General features: G+C 68.5%; 19 protein-coding genes and 1 tRNA gene. 8 read left to right on the forward strand and 12 right to left on the reverse strand.

Annotated features, from left to right (window positions below):
* A partial coding sequence (locus CIW48_RS30380) for a DNA translocase FtsK 4TM domain-containing protein (protein ID WP_149314125.1) occupies positions 1 to 1,659 on the reverse strand: 1,659 nt, incomplete at its 3' end.
* A gap of 160 nt (positions 1,660 to 1,819) precedes the next feature.
* On the opposite strand from CIW48_RS30380, the gene mtnA reads away from it, so the two are divergent.
* Positions 1,820 to 2,923 carry an S-methyl-5-thioribose-1-phosphate isomerase gene (gene mtnA, locus CIW48_RS30385; protein WP_149314126.1) on the forward strand — a complete coding sequence of 368 codons (1,104 nt, stop codon included), beginning with the start codon at positions 1,820 to 1,822 and terminating at the stop codon, positions 2,921 to 2,923.
* Between the two features lie 187 nt (positions 2,924 to 3,110).
* Here the strand turns inward: mtnA and CIW48_RS30395 are convergent, their stop codons facing one another.
* The 4 genes from CIW48_RS30395 to pth form a co-directional block, all read right to left on the reverse strand.
* Positions 3,111 to 4,184 carry an aldo/keto reductase gene (locus CIW48_RS30395; protein ID WP_149314127.1) on the reverse strand — a complete coding sequence of 358 codons (1,074 nt, stop codon included), beginning with the start codon at positions 4,182 to 4,184 and terminating at the stop codon, positions 3,111 to 3,113.
* A 57-nt stretch (positions 4,185 to 4,241) separates the two neighbouring features.
* Positions 4,242 to 5,234 carry a MaoC family dehydratase gene (locus CIW48_RS30400; protein ID WP_149314128.1) on the reverse strand — a complete coding sequence of 331 codons (993 nt, stop codon included), beginning with the start codon at positions 5,232 to 5,234 and terminating at the stop codon, positions 4,242 to 4,244.
* A 149-nt stretch (positions 5,235 to 5,383) separates the two neighbouring features.
* Positions 5,384 to 6,481: a redox-regulated ATPase YchF gene (ychF, locus tag CIW48_RS30405; protein WP_149314129.1), complete on the reverse strand. Its 1,098-nt coding sequence runs from the start codon at positions 6,479 to 6,481 to the stop codon at positions 5,384 to 5,386.
* A 230-nt stretch (positions 6,482 to 6,711) separates the two neighbouring features.
* Positions 6,712 to 7,320: an aminoacyl-tRNA hydrolase gene (pth, locus tag CIW48_RS30410; protein WP_149314130.1), complete on the reverse strand. Its 609-nt coding sequence runs from the start codon at positions 7,318 to 7,320 to the stop codon at positions 6,712 to 6,714.
* Positions 7,321 to 7,609: 289 nt separating this feature from the next.
* Between pth and CIW48_RS30415 the strand changes: the two genes are divergently transcribed.
* The gene (locus CIW48_RS30415; protein WP_149314131.1) at positions 7,610 to 7,840 is read left to right on the forward strand and encodes a hypothetical protein; all 231 of its coding nucleotides are present in this window, start codon (positions 7,610 to 7,612) and stop codon (positions 7,838 to 7,840) included.
* Positions 7,841 to 7,905: 65 nt separating this feature from the next.
* On the opposite strand, the gene CIW48_RS30420 is transcribed toward CIW48_RS30415, so the two are convergent.
* A complete protein-coding gene (locus CIW48_RS30420; RefSeq protein ID WP_149314132.1) occupies positions 7,906 to 10,128 on the reverse strand; it encodes an FUSC family protein in 2,223 nt (740 codons plus the stop codon).
* A 187-nt stretch (positions 10,129 to 10,315) separates the two neighbouring features.
* On the opposite strand from CIW48_RS30420, the gene CIW48_RS30425 reads away from it, so the two are divergent.
* Positions 10,316 to 10,392, forward strand: a tRNA-Arg gene (locus tag CIW48_RS30425).
* Between the two features lie 559 nt (positions 10,393 to 10,951).
* On the opposite strand, the gene CIW48_RS30430 is transcribed toward CIW48_RS30425, so the two are convergent.
* Positions 10,952 to 11,692: a hypothetical protein gene (locus CIW48_RS30430; protein ID WP_149314133.1), complete on the reverse strand. Its 741-nt coding sequence runs from the start codon at positions 11,690 to 11,692 to the stop codon at positions 10,952 to 10,954.
* Between the two features lie 259 nt (positions 11,693 to 11,951).
* Between CIW48_RS30430 and CIW48_RS30435 the strand changes: the two genes are divergently transcribed.
* Complete coding sequence (locus tag CIW48_RS30435; protein WP_149314134.1) at positions 11,952 to 12,404, forward strand: hypothetical protein; 453 nt, start codon at positions 11,952 to 11,954, stop codon at positions 12,402 to 12,404.
* A gap of 442 nt (positions 12,405 to 12,846) precedes the next feature.
* Here the strand turns inward: CIW48_RS30435 and CIW48_RS30445 are convergent, their stop codons facing one another.
* Both CIW48_RS30445 and CIW48_RS30450 read right to left on the reverse strand, forming a co-directional pair.
* Positions 12,847 to 13,515 carry a hypothetical protein gene (locus CIW48_RS30445; RefSeq protein ID WP_149314135.1) on the reverse strand — a complete coding sequence of 223 codons (669 nt, stop codon included), beginning with the start codon at positions 13,513 to 13,515 and terminating at the stop codon, positions 12,847 to 12,849.
* A 30-nt stretch (positions 13,516 to 13,545) separates the two neighbouring features.
* Complete coding sequence (locus tag CIW48_RS30450) at positions 13,546 to 13,929, reverse strand: hypothetical protein (RefSeq protein WP_149314136.1); 384 nt, start codon at positions 13,927 to 13,929, stop codon at positions 13,546 to 13,548.
* A gap of 334 nt (positions 13,930 to 14,263) precedes the next feature.
* On the opposite strand from CIW48_RS30450, the gene CIW48_RS33600 reads away from it, so the two are divergent.
* A complete protein-coding gene (locus CIW48_RS33600; protein ID WP_173009456.1) occupies positions 14,264 to 14,440 on the forward strand; it encodes a hypothetical protein in 177 nt (58 codons plus the stop codon).
* A gap of 54 nt (positions 14,441 to 14,494) precedes the next feature.
* Here CIW48_RS33600 and CIW48_RS30455 read toward each other — a convergent pair whose 3' ends face one another.
* Positions 14,495 to 14,728 (reverse strand): hypothetical protein, encoded by a 234-nt coding sequence (locus CIW48_RS30455; protein ID WP_149314137.1) that lies wholly within the window; start codon positions 14,726 to 14,728, stop codon positions 14,495 to 14,497.
* Positions 14,729 to 14,835: 107 nt separating this feature from the next.
* On the opposite strand from CIW48_RS30455, the gene CIW48_RS30460 reads away from it, so the two are divergent.
* The 3 genes from CIW48_RS30460 (at position 14,836) to CIW48_RS30470 (ending at position 15,983) form a co-directional block, all read left to right on the forward strand.
* Positions 14,836 to 15,135, forward strand: a complete 300-nt coding sequence (locus CIW48_RS30460) for a hypothetical protein (protein ID WP_149314138.1) — start codon at positions 14,836 to 14,838, stop codon at positions 15,133 to 15,135.
* A gap of 421 nt (positions 15,136 to 15,556) precedes the next feature.
* On the forward strand, positions 15,557 to 15,727 hold the full coding sequence (locus tag CIW48_RS30465) for a DUF3606 domain-containing protein (RefSeq protein WP_091789032.1): 171 nt from the start codon (positions 15,557 to 15,559) through the stop codon (positions 15,725 to 15,727).
* Positions 15,728 to 15,743: 16 nt separating this feature from the next.
* A complete protein-coding gene (locus CIW48_RS30470) occupies positions 15,744 to 15,983 on the forward strand; it encodes a hypothetical protein (protein WP_149314139.1) in 240 nt (79 codons plus the stop codon).
* On the opposite strand, the gene CIW48_RS30475 is transcribed toward CIW48_RS30470, so the two are convergent.
* A complete protein-coding gene (locus tag CIW48_RS30475; protein WP_149314140.1) occupies positions 15,958 to 16,428 on the reverse strand; it encodes a tellurite resistance TerB family protein in 471 nt (156 codons plus the stop codon). The two genes, CIW48_RS30470 and CIW48_RS30475, sit on opposite strands and share 26 nt — an antisense overlap.
* Positions 16,429 to 17,489: 1,061 nt before the next feature.
* Positions 17,490 to 18,119 (reverse strand): sugar transferase, encoded by a 630-nt coding sequence (locus CIW48_RS30480; protein ID WP_246695493.1) that lies wholly within the window; start codon positions 18,117 to 18,119, stop codon positions 17,490 to 17,492.
* Between the last annotated feature and the right edge of the window lie 738 nt (positions 18,120 to 18,857).

Raw genomic sequence — 18,857 nt, forward strand, 5'->3', positions numbered from 1 at the left:
GACCATGATCAGGCGGCACTCCTCCGGCTTCAGCCGGTAGAGCAGGCTGAGGATCATGGTGTTGATCGCCACCGACTTGCCCGAGCCGGTGGTGCCGGCAACGAGCAGGTGCGGCATGCGCGCGAGGTCGGCGATGATCGGCTCACCGCCGATGTTCTTGCCGAGGCACAAAGCCAGCTTGTGCTTGCTCTCGGCGAAATCCGTCGAGGCCAGGAGCTCGCGCAGGTACACCGTCTCGCGCTTGGCGTTCGGCAGCTCGATGCCGATGGCGTTCCGGCCGGGCACGACCGCGACGCGGGCCGAGACCGCCGACATCGACCGGGCGATGTCGTCGGCGAGCGCGATCACGCGGCTGGACTTGGTGCCGGGCGCGGGCTCGAGCTCGTAGAGGGTCACGACCGGGCCCGGCCGCACCGCCAGGATGTCGCCGCGCACGCCGAAATCGCCGAGCGTCGCCTCGAGGAGCGTGGCGTTCTGCTCCAGGGCGTCCGCCGAGATCAGGCTCGCCTGGGACGGGCCGCGGGGGGCCGCCAGCAGGTCGAGGGCGGGCAGGGCGTAATCCTCCGGGCGGACGGGCGGCGCGGGCGCGCGGCGGGCCGGCACGGGCGCGGCGGGCGGCGGAGCGACCCGGGACGCGGCCGGTTCGGACCGTGGCGGGACCGGGCGTTGGGGTGCCTCGAACGCCTCCAGCTCGTCCTCCGCACCGGCCTGCGGCGGCGCGATTCGTCGGGCACTCGTGGCCGGAAGGGCGTCCTCGGACGCGTCGAAGACAGGCTCGCGCCGGCTCACCCCCGGCTGCCGCCCCTCGGGCAGATGGTCGGCCCAGGGAAGGTCCGCATCCGTGAAGGCACGCCGGGCCGCCAGGGCCGGCGACGCGCCGTCGATCGGCTCGGCCCGGCCCGCGCGCCACGTCGCGATCCTGTCGGCCGCGGCGAGGCGGAGGCCCATCAGCCCCTGCGCCAGGGCGCCGACACTGACGAGGCCGAGGCTCGGCTCGTCGGAATCCTCGCGCTCGTCGCGGCCCGAATCCCGGCTCCGCGCCGGCGCACGCCGGACCGGATAGGGATCGTCGTGCAGGGATTCCTCCTCGACGGCGCCGAACCGGCACGCGCCGGTCAGGCTGAGGATCGCCACCGCGGCGTAGCCGAAGCCGACGAGGTGAGCCGCCGCCGAGGAAACCGCCCCGACGATCACCCGCGCCATCGAGAGCAGGCCGTCACCGGCCACGCCGCCGAGGCCGGTGGGCAGCGGCCAGCGGGTCGTCGGCGGGAGCGCGCTCGCCACCGCACTGGCGGCGCAGAAGCCGATGATCCAGAGCGCGATGCGCAGCCCGCCCTCGGGGAGATTGCGCTCCCGCATCAGCCGCACGCCCCAGAGGGCCGGCGGCAGGACGAAGGCCAGCGAACCGAGGCCGAGGATCTGCATGGCGAGATCGGCCACCACGGCGCCTGGCTGGCCGAGCACGTTATGGGCGGCATGGTTGGTGGCGTGGTTGAGGCTCGGATCGTCGATCGACCACGTGGCCAGCGCCACGGTCAGCGCGACCGCGCCGGTGAACAACACGAAACCGCCGAGTTCCGTCAGGCGCTTGCCCAGGAAGGGACGAACGCTGTCGACGAAAGTTTCGTAGGGCGATGCGGGACGGCGAAGCGAGCGCATGCGGGACCGGACGCGAAACGGGAACTTACCCCCGAGGCTAGGCACGACCGCCTTAACGAGCCGCTAAGGTTGAGGAAGCCTGACCGGCTGGCGTTTCCAGGCCCACGCGATCCTGCCCGGGAGGATGCAAAAGCCGTCCCGCTGTGGCACAGGAGCGGCCATGAATATCGACGGCCAGCCCTACCGCACGATCTTCCCGGACCCGGACGGCGTCAGCGTCCAGGTGATCGACCAGACCCGCCTGCCCTTCGCGTTCGAGCTGAAGCGCCTCGCCACGCTGGATGACGCTGCGGTGGCGATCCGCACGATGATCGTGCGGGGCGCGCCCCTGATCGGCGTCACGGCGGCCTACGGGCTGGCGCTGGCCATGCGGGCAGATGCCTCCCACGACGGGATCGACCGCGCAGTGGCGACGCTCGCGGCGACGCGTCCGACCGCGATCAACCTGCGCTGGGCGCTGGACCGAGTCTCTACCAACCTGCGACCGGTCGCGCCGGACGAGCGCTTCGCCCGCGCCTTCGCGGAGGCCGGCCGCATCGCCGAGGAGGATGTGGCGAGCTGCCGCTCGATCGGCGCCCATGGCGGCCAGATCATCGCCGACCTGCACACGGCCAGGGGCGGCGACAGGCCGATCACGGTGCTGACCCACTGCAACGCCGGCTGGCTCGCCACGGTGGATTGGGGCACCGCGCTGGCGCCGATCTACGCCGCCCACGAGCGGGGCGTGCCGGTGCACGTGCTGGTCGACGAGACCCGGCCGCGCAGCCAGGGCGCGGCGCTGACCGCCTTCGAGCTCAACGGTCACGGCGTGCCGCACACGGTGATCGCCGACAATGCCGGCGGCCACCTGATGCAGCACGGCCAGGTCGATCTCTGCATCGTCGGCTCGGACCGGACCACGGCGTCGGGCGACGTCTGCAACAAGATCGGCACCTACCTGAAGGCGCTCGCCGCCCACGATACCGGCGTGCCGTTCTACGCGGCGCTGCCGTTCTCGACGATCGACTGGACGCTCGACGACGGCGTCAGGGAGATCCCGATCGAGGAGCGCGACGGGCGCGAGGTCACCCACATGACCGGGCGGCTCGCCGATGGCGGCTTCGCCACGATCGAGGTGGTCTCGCCCGGCAGCCCCGTGGCCAACCCGGCCTTCGACGTGACGCCGGCGCGGCTGATGACCGGGATCATCACCGAGCGCGGCGTCTGCGACGCAAGCCGCGAGGGCCTGTACGGGCTCTACCCGGAGCGCCGGAACGCGGCGTGAGGGCCTGGTCCGGCGCTGGTCCGGACCTCCGACCTGCACCCTCATCCTGAGGAGCCGGAGCGCAGCGGAGGCCTCGAAGGAGGGCTCCAGCCAGCCGCGCGATCCCTGGAGCCCGCCTTCGAGGCCCGCTGGCGCGGGCACCTCAGGATGAGGGGTGGATCGGATGGGGCCGCGCGATCCGGCCGCCTCAGCGCACGCCGGGCCGGCCCGCTTCCGCGAGTTGCTGCGCCCGGACGCCCTGGCGCTCGAACATCCAGCCCGGGTACTCGGCCGGGAGCGCGCTCACCGCGTCGAGGGCGTCGAGTTCCGCGCCGGTGAGGCTGAGTTCGGTCGCCGCGATGTTATCCTCCAGCTGATCGAGGCGCTTGGCCCCGACGATGACGCTGGTCACCGCCTTCCGGTGCAGGAGCCACGCGAGGGCCACCTGGGCCACCGAGACGCCGCGCGCCTCCGCGACACTCCGCATGGCGTCGATGCAGGCTTCGGCCCTGGGCCGGTCGACCGGCGGGAAATCGAAGCTCGCGCGCCGTCCCTCGCCGGAGCCGCCGGAATCCTTGCCGCCGGAATCCTTGCCGCCGGAATACTTGCCGCTGAGCAGCCCGCCGGCGAGCGGGCTCCAGACCAGCAGGCCGAGCTCCTCCGAGCGCAGCATCGGGACGATCTCGCGCTCCAGGTCGCGGCCGGCGATGGAATAGTAGGCCTGCAGGGTCTCGAAGCGGGCGAGCCCGGCCCGCGCGCTAATCCCCAGCGCCTTCACGACCTGCCACGCCGCCCAGTTCGAGACGCCGACGTAGCGGACGTGGCCGTGCTGGACGAGGATGTCGAGCGCCCGCACCTGCTCCTCGATCGGCGTCGCCGGGTCGAAGCCGTGGATCTGGTAGAGGTCGATATGGTCGAGCTGGAGCCGTTTGAGGCTCGCCTTGCAGGCGTCGATCAGGTGCAGGCGCGAGGCACCCTTGGCGTTGGCGCCCGGACCCGTCGGTCCGTAGCCCTTGGTGGCGACCACGACGCTGTCGCGCGGGACCTTGAGGTCGCGCAGGGCCTGGCCGGTGATCTGCTCCGAGAGCCCTTCGGCATAGACGTCGGCGGTGTCGATGAAGTTGATCCCGGCCTCGAGCGCTCGCCCGACGAGGCGCCCGGCCTCGGCCTGATCGAGGGCGCCGATCTGGCGCCACATCCCGGCGCCGCCGCCGAAGGTCATGGTGCCGAGGCAGAGTTCGGAGACGAACAGCCCCGTGTTGCCGAGCTTCTTCTGGTACATGATTGCCTGATCCCGTCCGTTTCCCTGGCGACAACGCGCGGCATCGGGCCGGTGCGCTCAGGGCTCCCAGCGGTGGAAGACCGCACTGTCGAAGGCGAAGACCGGCTCGCCGCGCTGGTTCACCCCGGTGTTGCGGGCGAAGGCCAGCCCCCAGCCGGGCCGCGACGCCGAGGCGCGCTTGTCGGTGAGCTTGGCGCTGAACCGGACCGTGTCGCCCGCGTAGACCGGCTTCAGCCAGCGTAAGGCCTTGAACCCCGGGGAGGGCCCCGCCTCCGGGACCGGCCCGCGGGCGGCCGTGTAGGCGGCGTCGCGGGCGCGGGTGGTGAGCATGCGGTTCATGTAGGCGGCGGCCGTGTGCCAGCCGGAGGCGCAGAGGCCACCGAAATGGCTGCGCTTGGCCGCTTCGGGGTCGAGGTGGAAGGCCTGCGGGTCATAGGCCTGCGCGAACGCGATGATCCCCTCGGCGGTGAAGGGGTAGGCGCCCAGCTCGCGCACGGCGCCGATCTCGGCATCCCTCAGGAACGGCAGGATCTCGGCATCCTCCGGCTCGGTGACCGGCCCCGGCACGCCGGTCTCCACCGGCCGCGGGGGCAGGGGGTCGGTGCCGCGGCGGGCCAGCATGAAGGTGAAGCGCTGGGTCAGCACCGTCTCGCCGCGCTGGTTGCCGAGGGCGACCTCGGCGGTCAGGAAGCCGAGGCCGGGCTTCGAGGCCGAATCGCGCAGGCCCACGACCCGGAAGGTCAGCGTCAGGGCGTCCCCCGGCAGGACCGGCGCGAGCCAGCGCAATTCGTCGATGCCCGGCGCGCCGAGCGACGAGCCCCCCTTGAACGGCCCCTGCTGGAGCAGCCGCATCCCCAGGGCCGCCGTGTGCCAGCCGGATCCGATCAGCCGGCCCGCGAAGGTCGACTCCGCCGCCGCCGCCTCGTCAAGGTGGAAGGGCTGGAAGTCGAAATCCTTCGCGAAGCCCACGATGTCGTCGCGGGTCACCGTCAGCGGCTCCCCGACGATCACGTCGCCGATGGAGAAATCCTCGAGCGCGGGATCGGGCATGGCGGGCTCGTCTCGTTGGTCAGCGGGGCAGGGGATCGGGATAGCCCGTCTTTGCGAGCGGAGCGAAGCAATCCAGCGGCGCCCTGGTCACCGGGGTCGCACCGTCCTGGGTCGCTTCGCTGCGCTCGCGATGACAGGGTTGCCCGACCTCAATTGGCGAAGCGGAAGTGGAGCACGTCGCCGTCCTGCACCACGTACTCCTTGCCCTCCAGCCGGAGCTTGCCGGCGTCCCGGGCCCCGGCCTCGCCGTTGAGCGTCGTGTAGTCCTTGAACGCGATGGTCTCGGCCCGGATGAAGCCCTTCTCGAAATCCGAGTGGATCACCCCGGCCGCCCCAGGGGCGCGGGTGCCCTTGGTGATCGTCCAGGCGCGGGCCTCCTTGGGGCCGACCGTGAAGTAGGTCACGAGGCCCAGGAGATCGTAGCCGGCGCGGATCACCCGGTTCAGGCCCGGCTCGGCGAGCCCCACCGCCTCCAGGAACTCCGCCTGATCGGCCTCCGGCATGACGGCGATCTCGCTCTCGATCTTGGCCGAGACCACCACCGCGACGGCACCCTCCGCCTTGGCGCGGGCGAAGACCGCGTCCGAGTAGGCGTTGCCCTTGTCGGCGTCGCCCTCGTCGACGTTGCAGACGTAGAGGACGGGCTTGGCGGTCATCAGACCCAGCGACTGGAACAGCTTCTCCTCGTCGGGCTTGCGCTCCACGAGGCGGGCGGGCTTGCCGTCGCGCAGGAGCGGCAGGGCGCGGTTGACGAGGTCGAGGGTCTCCTTGGCCTCCTTGTCGGCGCCCTTGGCCTTCTTCTCCAGCGCCACGGCGCGGCGCTCCAGGCTGTCGAGGTCGGCGAGCATCAGCTCGGTCTCGATGGTCTCGATATCGGCGGCCGGATCGACCTTGCCCTCCACGTGGGTGACGTCGCCGTCCGTGAAGCAGCGGACTACGTGGGCGATCGCGTCGACCTCGCGGATATTGGCCAGGAACTGGTTGCCCAGGCCCTCACCCTTGGAGGCGCCGCGCACGAGGCCGGCGATGTCCACGAAGGTCAGCCGCGTCGGAATGATCTCCTTCGACGACGCGATCCGGGCGAGGTCATTCAGCCGCGGATCCGGCACCGCCACCTCGCCGACATTCGGCTCGATGGTGCAGAACGGGTAGTTCGCCGCCTGGGCGGCCGCCGTCTGCGTCAGCGCGTTGAAGAGGGTCGACTTGCCGACGTTCGGCAGGCCGACGATGCCGCATTTGAAGCCCATGGGTCAGTTCCGTCGCAGCGCGTCGTCGGGCGACGCGCGGAATGGGTGGATGAGAATCGGGCCCGCGAACACGGCGCCGCGCGCCCTGTCCTCGGTCGAGCACGCGCGGCACCGACGATCCGGGCCGCGGTCGCCGGGAGGCAATCGAACCGCCGACGGCCGGGCGTGACGCGCACCGCCTTCATCGGACCCTCTCGCCCGCCCCGATATCCCGTCCCCGTGTGGGTGTGTCAATTTCTGGCGCCCAGCGTCTTCACGTCGTCCCAGCCGCGGCCGGCCATAGTGAGGTGGACCTTGTTCTGGAAGCTCGCATCCTCACCGGCGGCGAGCAGGGCGGCGTGGTCGGCCACGGCTTGGGCGAGATCCTCGACCCAGGGCAGCTCGGCCTTGCCGAAATCGTTGAGCACGTAGGCATGGACCAGCGCCTTGTCGCCGGGATGGCCGATGCCGAGCCGCACCCGGCGGTAGTCGTTGCCGCATTGCGCGGTGATGGAGCGCAGGCCGTTATGGCCGGCATTGCCGCCGCCGAGCTTCACCCGGAGCTTGGCGGGGGCGAGGTCGAGCTCATCGTGCAGCACGATCACGTCGGCCAGCGGGATCTTGTAGAAGCGCTGCGCCTCCGAGACCGCCCGGCCGGACTCGTTCATGAAGGTCGAGGGCTTCAGAAGGATCGCCCGCTCCGTGCCGAGCACCACCTCGGCGGCCTCGCCCTGGAAGCGGTGGCGGAACGGGCTCGCCCGGTGCTGGCGGGCGATCGCGTCGACGGCGAGGAAGCCGATATTGTGCCGGTTGCCCGCGTAGCGCGCGCCCGGGTTTCCGAGGCCGACGATCAGCCGCATGGTCTGCATCCCTTTCAGGCCGCGGTCTGTGACACGCTTCGGCGCGGGACGCATCCCCGGCTGTGCCCGGGCCGGTCTCCTGAACCAGCGCCGCGTCTCCCCGTGCGCCAGCGCACGGCAGCGGGCGAACCCGGGGCAGAGTATCCCCGTTGAGAGGTCACATTCGGCCAAGCAACGCCGGAGCGATCAAGACCGCCGCCTAGCGCATCGCGACGACGATCTTCCTCACTCGACACGATTGACCGGATGACTTCCCGCCGAAGTCATACGAAGACGCTAGGAGATCACCATGAGTGTCCGCATGCTCGCCGCCGCCGCCCTGGTCGCTGCGGTCGCCACGCCCGCCCTCGCGCAGGGCCTGGATTCGAAGCACTCGCCGTACCCGGCCTCCGCCTATTCGGGCTGGGTCGGCAACGCGCCCGTCCTTTACCAGAACGCTGCCGGTCCCGCGCCAGCGGCCGCCTACCGCTACAGCGGCCCGCATGCCGGCGGCCCGGCCAACGCCCTGCCGCGGTTCTGACGGGGACCGGTCCCGCGGGAAGGCCGCGGGACCGGCCGTCGCCCGGGGCCCGGCAGGCCCGTCCGTCAGGATGGCAGGACGGGCCGGCCGGCGCGTGCGTCGGTCCCGCACCCGGTCTCCGGGGTCCCGCCATCGACCATCGTCGCGGCCCGGATCTCTCCGGGACGCAGGGTTCCGACCAGAAGATCGACCTGGCTGACGAGGCGCACGAGCGATTGCCCGCGATCCAGCGCCGGCCGCTCGGGCACGGGCCTGTCCTCGCCGAGGGCTGCGAGGGTCGCGGTGATCCAGTCCCGCCACGGCTCCGCTTCGGGGGCGGCCGCCTCCGGGGCGTGCCGCAGGACGATGAGCCGGGCGCTGATCCGGCGCAGGGTCGCGTCGGCCACCAGGGCGGATTCCACCTCCGGGTGGCTGCCGGCCCGGGGCTGCTGCAGGGCGCGGGAGAGCGCCGCCTCCAGATCGTTGAGGGCGAGGCCGGCCTCGCGGCTCTGTGCCGCGATCGCGGTCTCGCGGCCCTCGCCGGGCGGCGCGCGGAGCACCGCCTCGGCGAGGCCGGCCTGGGCCTTGAGCGCCCGGCGCAGTTCCTGCCGGACCTGATCGGGCTCCCAGATCGGCCAGAGCACCAGGCAGCTCGCCACCGCGATCACGCCGCCCAGCACCGTGAAGCCGCCCCGCATGGCGACGATCTCCCAGGAGCTGTGGCCGGGCTCCAGCAATTCGACGAGCAGCACCACGAGGGGCGTCAGGCAGGTGACGAAGAAGCCGTAGGAGATCTGGCGCGCCGCGAAGCCGACGATGCTGAGCACCAGGATCAGCCCGGCCTCCGCCAGCGGGCTCGTGGCGTAGTAGGCGAGCACGGCGCCCACGAGGCCGCCCAGCACCGTGCCGCCGATCCGCTCCAGCGCCCGCTGCCACGTCGCCGCGTAGAAGGGCTGCATGGTGAGAACCACGGTCATCACCAGCCAGTGCGTGAAGGCGCCCGCGTAGGTCAGGGTGGCGGCGAGCGCCGGCGCCGCGACCGCGCTCGCCCGCAGGGCGTGCCGCAGGTTGGGCGAGGCCAGGGTGAAGTTCTGCTGCAGCGGCCCGACATAGCGGGTCCAGCGATCGAGGCGGCCGCCCTCCGTCACCGTGCCGCCGGGGCGATAGCCCTCCGGCGTCGACAGCTTGGCGCCGATCCGCACGCGCCCGACGATCCTGTCGGCGAGGCGGGCGAGGGTCGGATCCTCCGTCAGGCCCTCGGCCACCCGGGCGATGGAGTGTTCCAGGCGGGTGAAGTCGAGGTTGACGTCGTCGCGAATCGCCCGGGCAATGGTTACCAGCAGGGGGCGCAGGCGCCGCAGGAAGACCTTGGCGAGCGCCCGGCGGCGCGCGTCGGGGCGGCTGTCGATCAATTCGCCCACCGCGATCAGCGCGGCGAAGATCTGCTCGGCGCTCTCCAGGCGCAGCAGGGCCTGGGCGGTGCGGTCCGAGACCCGCTCGCGGGAACGGGCGAGGTCGAGGATCATGGTCCGCGCGGTCTCGATGCTCGCCCGCACGCCGCGCCGATGGCCGCGGGCGTGGCCGTCGAAGGCGGCGGTGTCGGGTTCCGGCAGGGCGACGAGCCGCTCGAGGTCGCCGCAGAGCCGGGCGAGATTGTGCCAGACCTCGGCCACCGCCCGGTGGGCCGGCCGGTACGGGTGCAGCCGCCAGATAACCAGGGCCAGGAAGGTCGCCCAGAGGCCGCCGGCCGCGAACATTACCGCGGTGACGGCCGCCTGCTCGCCGTCGAGCGGCCGGTCGAGGGCGATGCACAGCACCACCACGAGCACGTTGCCGGCCGACTGGGCCTGCACACTCCAGACGCGCGCATACGAGCAGGCGAAGATCAACGCGCAGGCGACCGGGACGACCAGCGGCAGGCCGAGGGGCTGGATCAGGCCGAGGCCGGCCCAGAGCAGGCCGCCGAGGACCGAGAAGGCGGTGAGGACGCGCAGGCGCGCGCGCATCGGGCCGCCGTTGTCGCAGAAGCAGGCGAGGTTGGCGGCGAGCGCCATCGTCAGCAGCGGCGACCACTGGATCCAGATGTTGAGGAGGATGACGACGCCGAACGCGAAGGCGGCGCGCACGCCCTCCACGAGCCGCACGTTCCGGAGGTCGAGGCCCGTGGGCAGGCGCCGCAGGTCGCCGCCCGGCCGGCTCAGGCTACCCCGGCCGGCGGCGAGGCGGCGCCGGAGACGTTCGGGGGGTGATGCTGTCGGACTCGGCGCGGTCAAGCTCGGTCTCCCGACAGGGGCACGGTGCCCCGGCATGAACCGCGCTCCGGCCTGACCGGATCCGTGGCGTCGCGCAACCCCGGCCCGCGGCCGGGCGGATCACGAGGTGCGGCCGGAGCATGGCCGCAGGACATCCTCAGCCCGATCCGTGACGCCGCGACACTCTTCACCCCGTGCGCTTGACCCTTGGACGAGCCCGTGGCTTCTGGAGCCGCCTGGTCCCGACTCCGTAGCTCAGCTGGATAGAGCAGCCGCCTTCTAAGCGGCAGGTCGTAGGTTCGAGCCCTACCGGGGTCGCCAGCAATTACAATGATGTGGCACGGTTTTCCGGTCAGCATTCCGGCAAGCTGGCGGCGGCTCATTCCGACAAATCGCCCCGATTTGTTCGAGTGACGCGCCGCTTGCGCGTACCGGCGATGATCTGGCGCTGCGTCCTTTTCACGTAGCGAGGCAGGGTTCGAGCCTTCTTGTGCCGGCTGATGGCACGGATCTGGGCAGGCCTCCGCGCCGCCATGAGCGGAACGATAGATCGAGTGGCAGACCAGTGCCCGGATCATGTCCTTGGTGACGTGGCGCCTGTCCGTGAGGTCGCCGGACCGGGCGAGCCAAGGCACTGGCACCCCGGAGGCCTTGTCCCCCAAGCGCCGACGATGAGCAGACCACCGATCCGTCCGCGCTTGATGGCACCGAGGCGTGCCATCAACTCAGGGAACAACGGCTCGCCCGCGTTGAACAGCGGGATCCAGACTTCCTCACCCGACTTCGGATGGATGATGAACACCACATCGGGGCGCTCGCGCGGACGGTGGTGCTCAACGGTGCGCACGCCGAAGATGTGCTCGTCCCGGTGCAGCCCTTCTCAAGCGACCATGGCGGCCGAACCGACGGATGCATGCCCGTTGGCGTCACAGGCCGCCACAAAAGCGTGGCGTTGCCCATAGGCGTGGGTCGGCGTCTCCTTCGAGGTGTCCTTGAGGCCCATCCGGCTGAACGGGTTCGGCTCCGGCACGATCTTCGGGTTGCCGCGACGCACGACGTTCCAGGCCCGACGGCAGGACTCCATCGCGTGTTTGACGACGGTCCGCCGCTCACGCCAGCGCGTGACGGGCTGGCCTTCGCCGTCGAGCACCGGCGTGCCGTCAGTGCCAAGCACCGGCTCGTGAACGATGAGAAGTTTGTCGAAGAGGCGGTCGACCACGTCGGTGGTGATGTTCTTCAGCGACAGTGATCCGGACCGTCTGCCATCCCGCAGGGTGTAGCCGGCGACGAGCGGGAACCCGAGATCGCGGTCGGTGCGCTGGCTGCGGCTGAGCTTGGTGTACCTCTCCGGCGGCTTGTAGGTCGCTGCGAGCCCGTCGAAGAATCCCTCAGTCGTCAGAGGGAGGCCGCCCGCAAAGAGTTCCGTCAACTCTGCGGGGGCCGGCAACGACAACGGCGCAGCAACCCATACGGTCACTGCGCCGCTTGATCGGGCCGTCGAGGGGGCAAAGGCGGCCGCGAGAGAGCTGGTGCGCCTGAGCCCATTCAAAGAGATGTGGCTCGGGGGCGACAGGGATCGGCCATCAGTTGTGGACAGCGCGAAGCGCCCCCGATCCGTCAAGGTTCACGGGCGAAGGTAACAACCCTTCTCTCCATCCGGCTCTGCCATGTTCGCCAGTCCTCATGCCTTCGTCCTGTACCATCGCGAGCGCCTTGCCGTGCTCCTCTCCTCGGCCCTGTTCCTGGCGGGCGCGCTGCCGTTGTTCTGGGCGACCTTCTGATCCAGTGGGTGACTAGGGATATACCTTGGGCCCGATATAAAATCAGGCATCAAGCGGCACTCTTCATTCTTCAAATGAGCAAATACGTCTATAATTGAGATGCAAAAGATCACACTCTCTCTCGCAGTCGGCTACTTTACTTTGGCGGCTTTTTCGCCGCTGGGTGCCGAAGCAATCCCCGCTCAACCAGAGGCGCCTCCTCAGGCTGGGCAGACAGTGTCTGATTTCCAAAAATCGGTGAGATCTAGCCTCGCTGAACAAGGCGATCGGATGGGTTTTGGCCTACAGCTCTGTCCTTTAAGGCCGTCGTTCTATCCAAATAGCGAAACGTACTTGGCACGAGCCTTCTCACAGCGCGCCGACACTGTCATTACTCTCATCGGTGTGGAGCAGGGACGCGTGACACACTGGCAGGAATTCGACCTACCTGACCTTGATGGCTGGATCACGCATTATGTAACGCGCTGCCAAGGCGCGACACTGAAAATCGGACAGGGCCGCAGCGCCCAATTTTATAAGTGGAACGGAACGGGTTTTCTGAAAGTAAAATGAATACGATTCTCCTATTCTTCCTTTGAACAGAGAAACACCCCAGGAGCGGAATCTCCCAGGGTGGCGGCGAAAGGCTGCTGCGCGGCTGCGGACGGCCGCATGGGCAGATGGTCCACCCCCTCGGCGACGGCGGCTGACGGGACGTCAGCAGCAGGCCTCTGGCGCGGCGGCTGGGTCAGGCGGATCCGGACCTCATCCGCGGCCGACATCCATGGGCGAGCACGCCGAACGCGGGTCGTTCTGGCTGCAGCCCGCCGGGATCACGACACCGCGAACAACGCGGACGCCAACTGCGCGGCTCTCTGCCAGCGCTGCCACATGATCCACGATCGGCCGGCCCCTCGGAGGCGGCGGTGGCACACGCTGTTCCGGAGGAAGGCAGAACGGCGATGGCCGGGGCAACCTCCCCGGCCTCCGGAGCGAGCGTTTGAAGAACCGCGGATCAGATCCCGCTACCGGTCCCCGGGTAAGAGCGCACTCCCCTACGAACGTCGTTCGCTCCGGGAAGGCCCGTCCCCGTCGGAGCCGTTATGTCGGCATCAGACGCTGTCACAGGCGTCCAACCTTCCTGGCTCCAAGCGGCAGCCTTCTGGTCCAGATCGACCGAGCCGTGCTGCTCCAAGATATCCATCACCATCGGCCCGCGTGCCTGGTCAGCCCTCACCGTGACCAGCGTGCCGCCGCGGCGCACGCCTTCGCCATAGGCATGCGCGTCCTTCTCGCTGACACCTGCGCCGGTGAGGCCACCAGCCAGCCCACCCGCGGCTGCGCCAACGCCGGCTCCTGTCAGGGTAGCGACGAGCCAGCCGGCGGCAACGACGGGGCCAACGCCGGGGATCGCTATCAGGCCGAGACCGGCCAGCAGTCCGGCCGCGCCGCCTACCACGGTGCCGAGCGTAGCGCCCGTGCCAGTACCGTCCTTGGCCTTGTCCTTCGTGTCGGCGCTCACATGAGCGCCATCACGCCCGAGTAAACCAGCATGTCGATCGCCCTCGTTGTTGCTGACGATGCTGATGTCGCCGTGCGCAATGCCGCCGGCCTCAAGTTTTCCGACGGCAATGCTTGCATCCTCGTAGCGATCGAACAGTGCAGTAATGGTTTGCTGAGCCATAGGGTGTCTCCTTGAGCAGGGGTTAGAGGATCACTGCGCCGCGACGTTGCCTTTGAAATCGAGGCCGACTGCAACTGACTTCCCGTCGTGCATCGCCGTGCCGCGCCAGATGCCCTCTTCATCCTTCTTGAGGTCCTTGACGTCCTTGAAGCCGGCCTTGTCGAGACGGGAGCGGACCTCACCCTCGGTGAAGCTGTTGGCGCCCTTCTCCAGCTTGACGTTTTTGAGAGCGCCGGCCGCGCCTCCGTCCGGGGAGACCTTGTCGGTATTCGGACGTGTGACGCTCTCCTGGCCACCAGATTGCTGACTCGTCTTGGCGTCGGGGGACGCCGGTGAGCCCGTCGTCGTGGTCTGAGCATAGGCGCTCGACCCGAAAAGGGCCCCGAGCAAAGCGAGAGCGACAGGGATACGCATGGCAGGCTCCAAATTCGTTTGGACTCAGCCAATCCCTTGAGCAAACATCCGTTCCATTTTAGAACGTGATATTAATTCTCAGCGGACGTTCCGGTAGATTTCCGAAATGTCGCAATTTACTGCCACGCAATTGAAAGAAATACGAATTATCTACCGGCGAAGCTTGGAAGGTGCGACTTAAAATAAGGCGCCGACAGGCGTGCGTATGTCGCCCATTCAGTCTTGAGCGGCCAATGCATTTCGCCTGGGGGCGCCGTCAAAGGTGGTAGGCTATGATGCAGGAACCGCCGCGCCCCGCTGCGCTTATCCGAGCGGCTAGCAAAGGAGGCCAGCGATGAAGGTGTTTCAGATCCGGCACGAAGTGACGGGAGCCATCCTCTGGACCGGCGCGGCTTCGGACCCGATCGCTGCCCTTGATGCCATGGCGCATCAGGCAGGGTACTACGACCACAGCGACATCCCCGACCACCTGCGGGCTGGCGGCATCCAAGTCGAGGAGATCCGGGTCTAGCCCCCGAGTTGCAGAGCAGCCTGCGCAACGCCAGCCGGAACGATCACCGCGCGGTCAGGTGCCGGTGCTCGACCACCTGTCCAGCACTCGCGATCCGGCGTGCAGCTCGGCACGGTCGGTATGGGCATCGTCATGTGTCTTATCGCCACGTGTCTTGCAGAGGTCGGTCGCCGGCGCGAAGCGGGCCCGGACGGCAAGCTCCGTCTCCACATCCTCGGCGATCACCTGCTGCTCGTCTCGGAAGATGAGTACCCGAGATGGCAGGCGCTTCAGGTCGCTGGCCTCCATGAGCGGCATCTCCTAGGGCATCGTTGCGCGTCAACCGGCGCAGTCGGCGACCGAACTTTGCGACACCTCGGCCGTTCCTGTGCCGCAGCAGAAGGACGGACAATCACATGCCCCGCCTCACAATGGCCCTCGCCGGCGCCTTGAGCATCGCCCTGGCCGGCCCCGCCGAGGCTCAGGTGATCACCGGGGGTGCAGGCAACACCGGCGTGCCACCGCCGCCGGCCGTTGGCGGCGCCGCCCCCGGCGCCCGGGATCTCGGACCCAGCCCGATCACACGGGGCAACGAGGCGAACCCCAGCAACTCGCCCATACCCGGCACGACACCAGGCGTGAACATCGGCGGCACACCCACCAGCGGACCGCCCGGGACGGGAGGCACATCGGGCGGACCGTCGCTCGGTCGATAGGCCGCCCGGCCCCGCCCCGATCTGATCACAGGGCGGGGGAGCGTCCGATCTCACCAGCGTGGGCCGCTACGCAACTTGGCCCGACCGCATGATGCGCAGATCCGATTAGTGAGCCGTCACCCGGGCAGGCTTTGCCCTGTGCTGGAATAGGCCACGCAAGAGCCGGAACGGCAGTCGCACGAGCCTGTAGAGGGCGTGCGCGGCCATAACGGCGAGGACGGTGAGAAGCGCCAAGATGGTGTTCAACATGCGGTGCACTCTCTGACGGAGTGAAGTCAGCGGTCCGCCACCGCCATTGCGTCCAGGAGGCGCGCCGAACACGGCAAGATCGTGAAGCGCACGAAAATGGCTGCAACCAGGGAGGCGCCGCCGGGTTGGAAGCCAGACTCCTGGCGCAGCCAGAATACCTTTGGATCCAGCCATGCCGACCGAACTGCATGATAAGGCCCACATCGACGTCTTCGACCGCGCCGCTCGCGAGAATTGGGCGCTCCGTTTCGGGGTGACAGAGGAGCGTCTGCGCAAGGCCGTGCGTATGGTCGGCTCCCGCGCCACCAGTGTCGCGGCCTATCTCGGCCAGCCTGGCCGCTGACGTGGCGCGCGAGCCGATGAGCCGCGACCTCTATGTCAGTTCGAACGGAGATCGCTGGCTTCTGCTGCGGGATCCATCCGACGGTCGCAGCTTCGTCCGCCACGAGGCCAACGCGGCCTCCGGCGGGTATGTCACCGACATCACTCTGGCGGCCTTTCTCGCCGCTGATCGCGGCGGCCCTGAGCATCAAGCCTTGTGGACCCTGATCGGCGAACTCGTCGATGACGCTGCTACGCCTCCGTCTGCGATGGCATAGGCTGCGGCGCCGCTTTGAGAAGTGCATCGACGTCGACGAGAAGCGCGGCTGCGATCTCGGACAGAGCGGCGCGCTCGATGGCGGCGATGCCGTCGTGATCTGCTACGTCGACCGCCACGCGAAACACGCCCTCGCGTTGCTCCACAGGCCGACCAGCGATCGCCGCGACCCGTCGCAAGTTCTCCGCACGTCCAGCCCGGGTGCGAGCCCTACCGATCGCCTCGTGTAGCGCCTCATCCAACATCAGGACGTCGTAGCCTTTCTCTAGGATCGGGCTGGCGAGGACGCCGGTGACGGCTGTCTCCAATTCATCGCCCGCGACCTCGCCGTCGGCTACGATGACGTTGGCGGCCGCAGAGACGCCGGCCTGCATCAGCGCATCGTCGCCAGCATAGGCTGTCACCGTCTGACGGAAGCGGGCGAGCAGGTCTTGTATGAAGGGCATGCTGATGGACTATCGAGAGAGGGGGCCGAGCAACTTTCTATCGGCACCAAGGGGCGGCACCGCACCAGCGCATACGCGTGACCGAACCGGTGACGGCAGGATCCCCGACGAGGTGATGATCCCCCTCCATCTTCGGTCTATTCGCCTCGACCAGCATGGCCGCGGAGAAACAGCACAGCATCAGGGCCGCGATCCATAGCAGGGCCCTGAATGTGCGGAGGGGACGCTTCGACATACGCGTTATCGTGGTGCTGTAGCGTTAGCGAACCCTTGCGCTTGGCTCTGGAGGAAGCCCGATCCCGGTTTCTTTCCGGGAGCCACGAACGGGTTGGGTTCGGTCGGCGCGGGGTTCTTCGTGTAGCAGGTCGCCAGCTTCCGCGATTGGAGAAAAGCCGAACAACACGGTCGAGCTCGGAGAGGATCCAGGGCCATGGGCCGGCGCTCTGCGGTGTCCAGTTCCCCGTCACGCCGATCCTCACACGACCGCCTGACCTAGGCTTCACCGATGAGGAGCGGAGAACTGGTCCGGACCAGCCTGTCATCGCAGGTCCACCCGCAACAGCGCCGTATGGTGTCGCGAACGCCTCGAGCATATCAGCAGGGGAAGCGCTGCCACAGCAAGTACGCAGGCAGAAAAAAGGCCGCCCTCTTGGAGCGGCCCGAAGTCTTGGGAGGAAACGCCCTTGGGAAGGGCTGCAGAACCACGACGCCATCGTGATCCCGCACAGCCGACCTAAGCACCGGCGGTGCAACGCACAACTGCCGTTAGGCTTGGCCACGTGCATAAATGACGCTACGCTTACGCTCACGTGCGCTTCCACACCATGGCTCAGGCGCTCGTTCCATCGTCGGGCATCGACTTCAGCGAGGTGTAGTCGCGTCGCACCGTCAGGGTGCCAGGGCGTCGGCCGGGCCACCCGCATGCTGACCTGAGTACCGATAGGCGGGCGCCGTTGGTGCCAGCCTCCGAAAACCCGATGAGCATCTCGGTTTCGGTCTTGGCATCTTATAGAGGTTCAACGAGTGGGCTCACCTGGTGCCAACCGGCGCCTGGAGAGGCGCTACTTGCTGCCGCGCTGGGCGAGGACAGCTGGGATGGTGCGCAACATGATGGTGAGATCCCGGCGCAGGCTCCAGCGGGTGGCGTAGTCGAGATCCAGCGCCACGCGCTCGGCATAGGTCGTGTCGGAGCGGCCCGAGACCTGCCACAAGCCGGTGACGCCTGGCGGGACGGAGAAGCAGGTGGCGAACGCGTGACCGTAGCGAGCGACCTCGGCGGTTACGATCGGCCGCGGCCCGACGAGGCTCATCTCCCCGCGCAGCACGTTCCAGAGCTGCGGCAGTTCGTCGAGGGAGGTCTTGCGCAGGACGTGGCCGATCCGCGTGATGCGCGGATCATCGCTGAGCTTGTGGGTGGCCGCCCATTCGGCACGGGCCTGCGGATCAGCGGCCAAGTGCGCTGCCAGCATGGCATCGCCCTCCGTCACCATTGACCGGAACTTCAGGCAGCCGAAGCGCCGCCCGTCACGACCGATACGCATGTGGCGGAAGACCGGCGTCTTGCGGTCTGTCGCCCAGATCATGAGGGCGATGAGCAGGAACAGTGGCAGAAGCAGGAACAGCGCGGTGAGCGCCACGCTGACGTCCAGACTGCGCTTGGCCACCCAGGTTGGTGTTGAGGTTGCCCACATGTTGAGCCTCACCTCTGAGGAGCAACCGATCGTCGAGGGCACAGCGTCTCCGCTGATGTCTGGCATCCGGCTGGGCCTCCGATTGCGATGCGGCATGGCGCCGCCGAGGCACAACGAGCGCCATCCACACGACCCGGCGAAACGGCCCATCAACCAAAACCGATCCATAATGAATTCAGATTTACTGCCGGTCCGCTCCCTGAATTGTGCCTATTTCCAATTTTATCGGCCTAAACTCTTACTACTTAAGGTAGATTTTGCAGAACGATAGGCCCGAAAGATTGCTTTGCAGGACGGCTGCGGTCTGCGGGTCGTTGAGATCCCTGAGGCTTCCTGAGCTGCGTCGTGCCGCCTATCCCGCTCGGCACCATCTGTGGTGCAATGACCGCCGCTATCCTGTCATCGGGGCTGCCGTGGGTCGGCCGCGGCCTCAGCCGTCCCATTCGGGTCCTGCAGGGGCGCAGTGATCGCGGGCGCCATCGCGCCGTCCAAACGGTCAGCTCTGGCTTTTGAGATGATCTTGGCCGCAACAAACCGCCGGTTCGGCAGTTGGGCCCTGAACGTGATCGTCATTCAGAGTGAAGACATGCTCGGATTAATTCTCCCAGCACTGATCATCGGTCCTGCTATCACCGCGTTTCTGTGGTCGCATCATCCGATGCTGGCACTAGCGGCGGCTCCCTTGGGTGCCAGCGCAGCCGTGTTCGGGCTCGCTGCCTGGATAGTGGCGAGGCAGAA

Origin of the sequence: Methylobacterium sp. P1-11 (assembly GCF_008329595.1) — a bacterium.
In the GTDB taxonomy this organism is placed as follows: Bacteria; Pseudomonadota; Alphaproteobacteria; order Rhizobiales; family Beijerinckiaceae; genus Methylobacterium.

Bases quoted from the DNA above. Each gene is read 5' to 3' on its own strand.
- mtnA (WP_149314126.1), top strand. From the start codon at position 1,820: ATGAATATCGACGGCCAGCCCTACCGCACGATCTTCCCGGACCCGGAC.
- CIW48_RS30395 (WP_149314127.1), bottom strand. From the start codon at position 4,184: ATGTACCAGAAGAAGCTCGGCAACACGGGGCTGTTCGTCTCCGAACTC.
- CIW48_RS30400 (WP_149314128.1), bottom strand. From the start codon at position 5,234: ATGCCCGATCCCGCGCTCGAGGATTTCTCCATCGGCGACGTGATCGTC.
- ychF (WP_149314129.1), bottom strand. From the start codon at position 6,481: ATGGGCTTCAAATGCGGCATCGTCGGCCTGCCGAACGTCGGCAAGTCG.
- pth (WP_149314130.1), bottom strand. From the start codon at position 7,320: ATGCGGCTGATCGTCGGCCTCGGAAACCCGGGCGCGCGCTACGCGGGC.
- CIW48_RS30415 (WP_149314131.1), top strand. From the start codon at position 7,610: ATGAGTGTCCGCATGCTCGCCGCCGCCGCCCTGGTCGCTGCGGTCGCC.
- CIW48_RS30420 (WP_149314132.1), bottom strand. From the start codon at position 10,128: ATGCCGGGGCACCGTGCCCCTGTCGGGAGACCGAGCTTGACCGCGCCG.
- CIW48_RS30435 (WP_149314134.1), top strand. From the start codon at position 11,952: ATGCAAAAGATCACACTCTCTCTCGCAGTCGGCTACTTTACTTTGGCG.
- CIW48_RS30445 (WP_149314135.1), bottom strand. From the start codon at position 13,515: ATGGCTCAGCAAACCATTACTGCACTGTTCGATCGCTACGAGGATGCA.
- CIW48_RS30450 (WP_149314136.1), bottom strand. From the start codon at position 13,929: ATGCGTATCCCTGTCGCTCTCGCTTTGCTCGGGGCCCTTTTCGGGTCG.
- CIW48_RS33600 (WP_173009456.1), top strand. From the start codon at position 14,264: ATGAAGGTGTTTCAGATCCGGCACGAAGTGACGGGAGCCATCCTCTGG.
- CIW48_RS30455 (WP_149314137.1), bottom strand. From the start codon at position 14,728: ATGGAGGCCAGCGACCTGAAGCGCCTGCCATCTCGGGTACTCATCTTC.
- CIW48_RS30460 (WP_149314138.1), top strand. From the start codon at position 14,836: ATGCCCCGCCTCACAATGGCCCTCGCCGGCGCCTTGAGCATCGCCCTG.
- CIW48_RS30465 (WP_091789032.1), top strand. From the start codon at position 15,557: ATGCCGACCGAACTGCATGATAAGGCCCACATCGACGTCTTCGACCGC.
- CIW48_RS30470 (WP_149314139.1), top strand. From the start codon at position 15,744: ATGAGCCGCGACCTCTATGTCAGTTCGAACGGAGATCGCTGGCTTCTG.
- CIW48_RS30475 (WP_149314140.1), bottom strand. From the start codon at position 16,428: ATGCCCTTCATACAAGACCTGCTCGCCCGCTTCCGTCAGACGGTGACA.
- CIW48_RS30480 (WP_246695493.1), bottom strand. From the start codon at position 18,119: ATGTGGGCAACCTCAACACCAACCTGGGTGGCCAAGCGCAGTCTGGAC.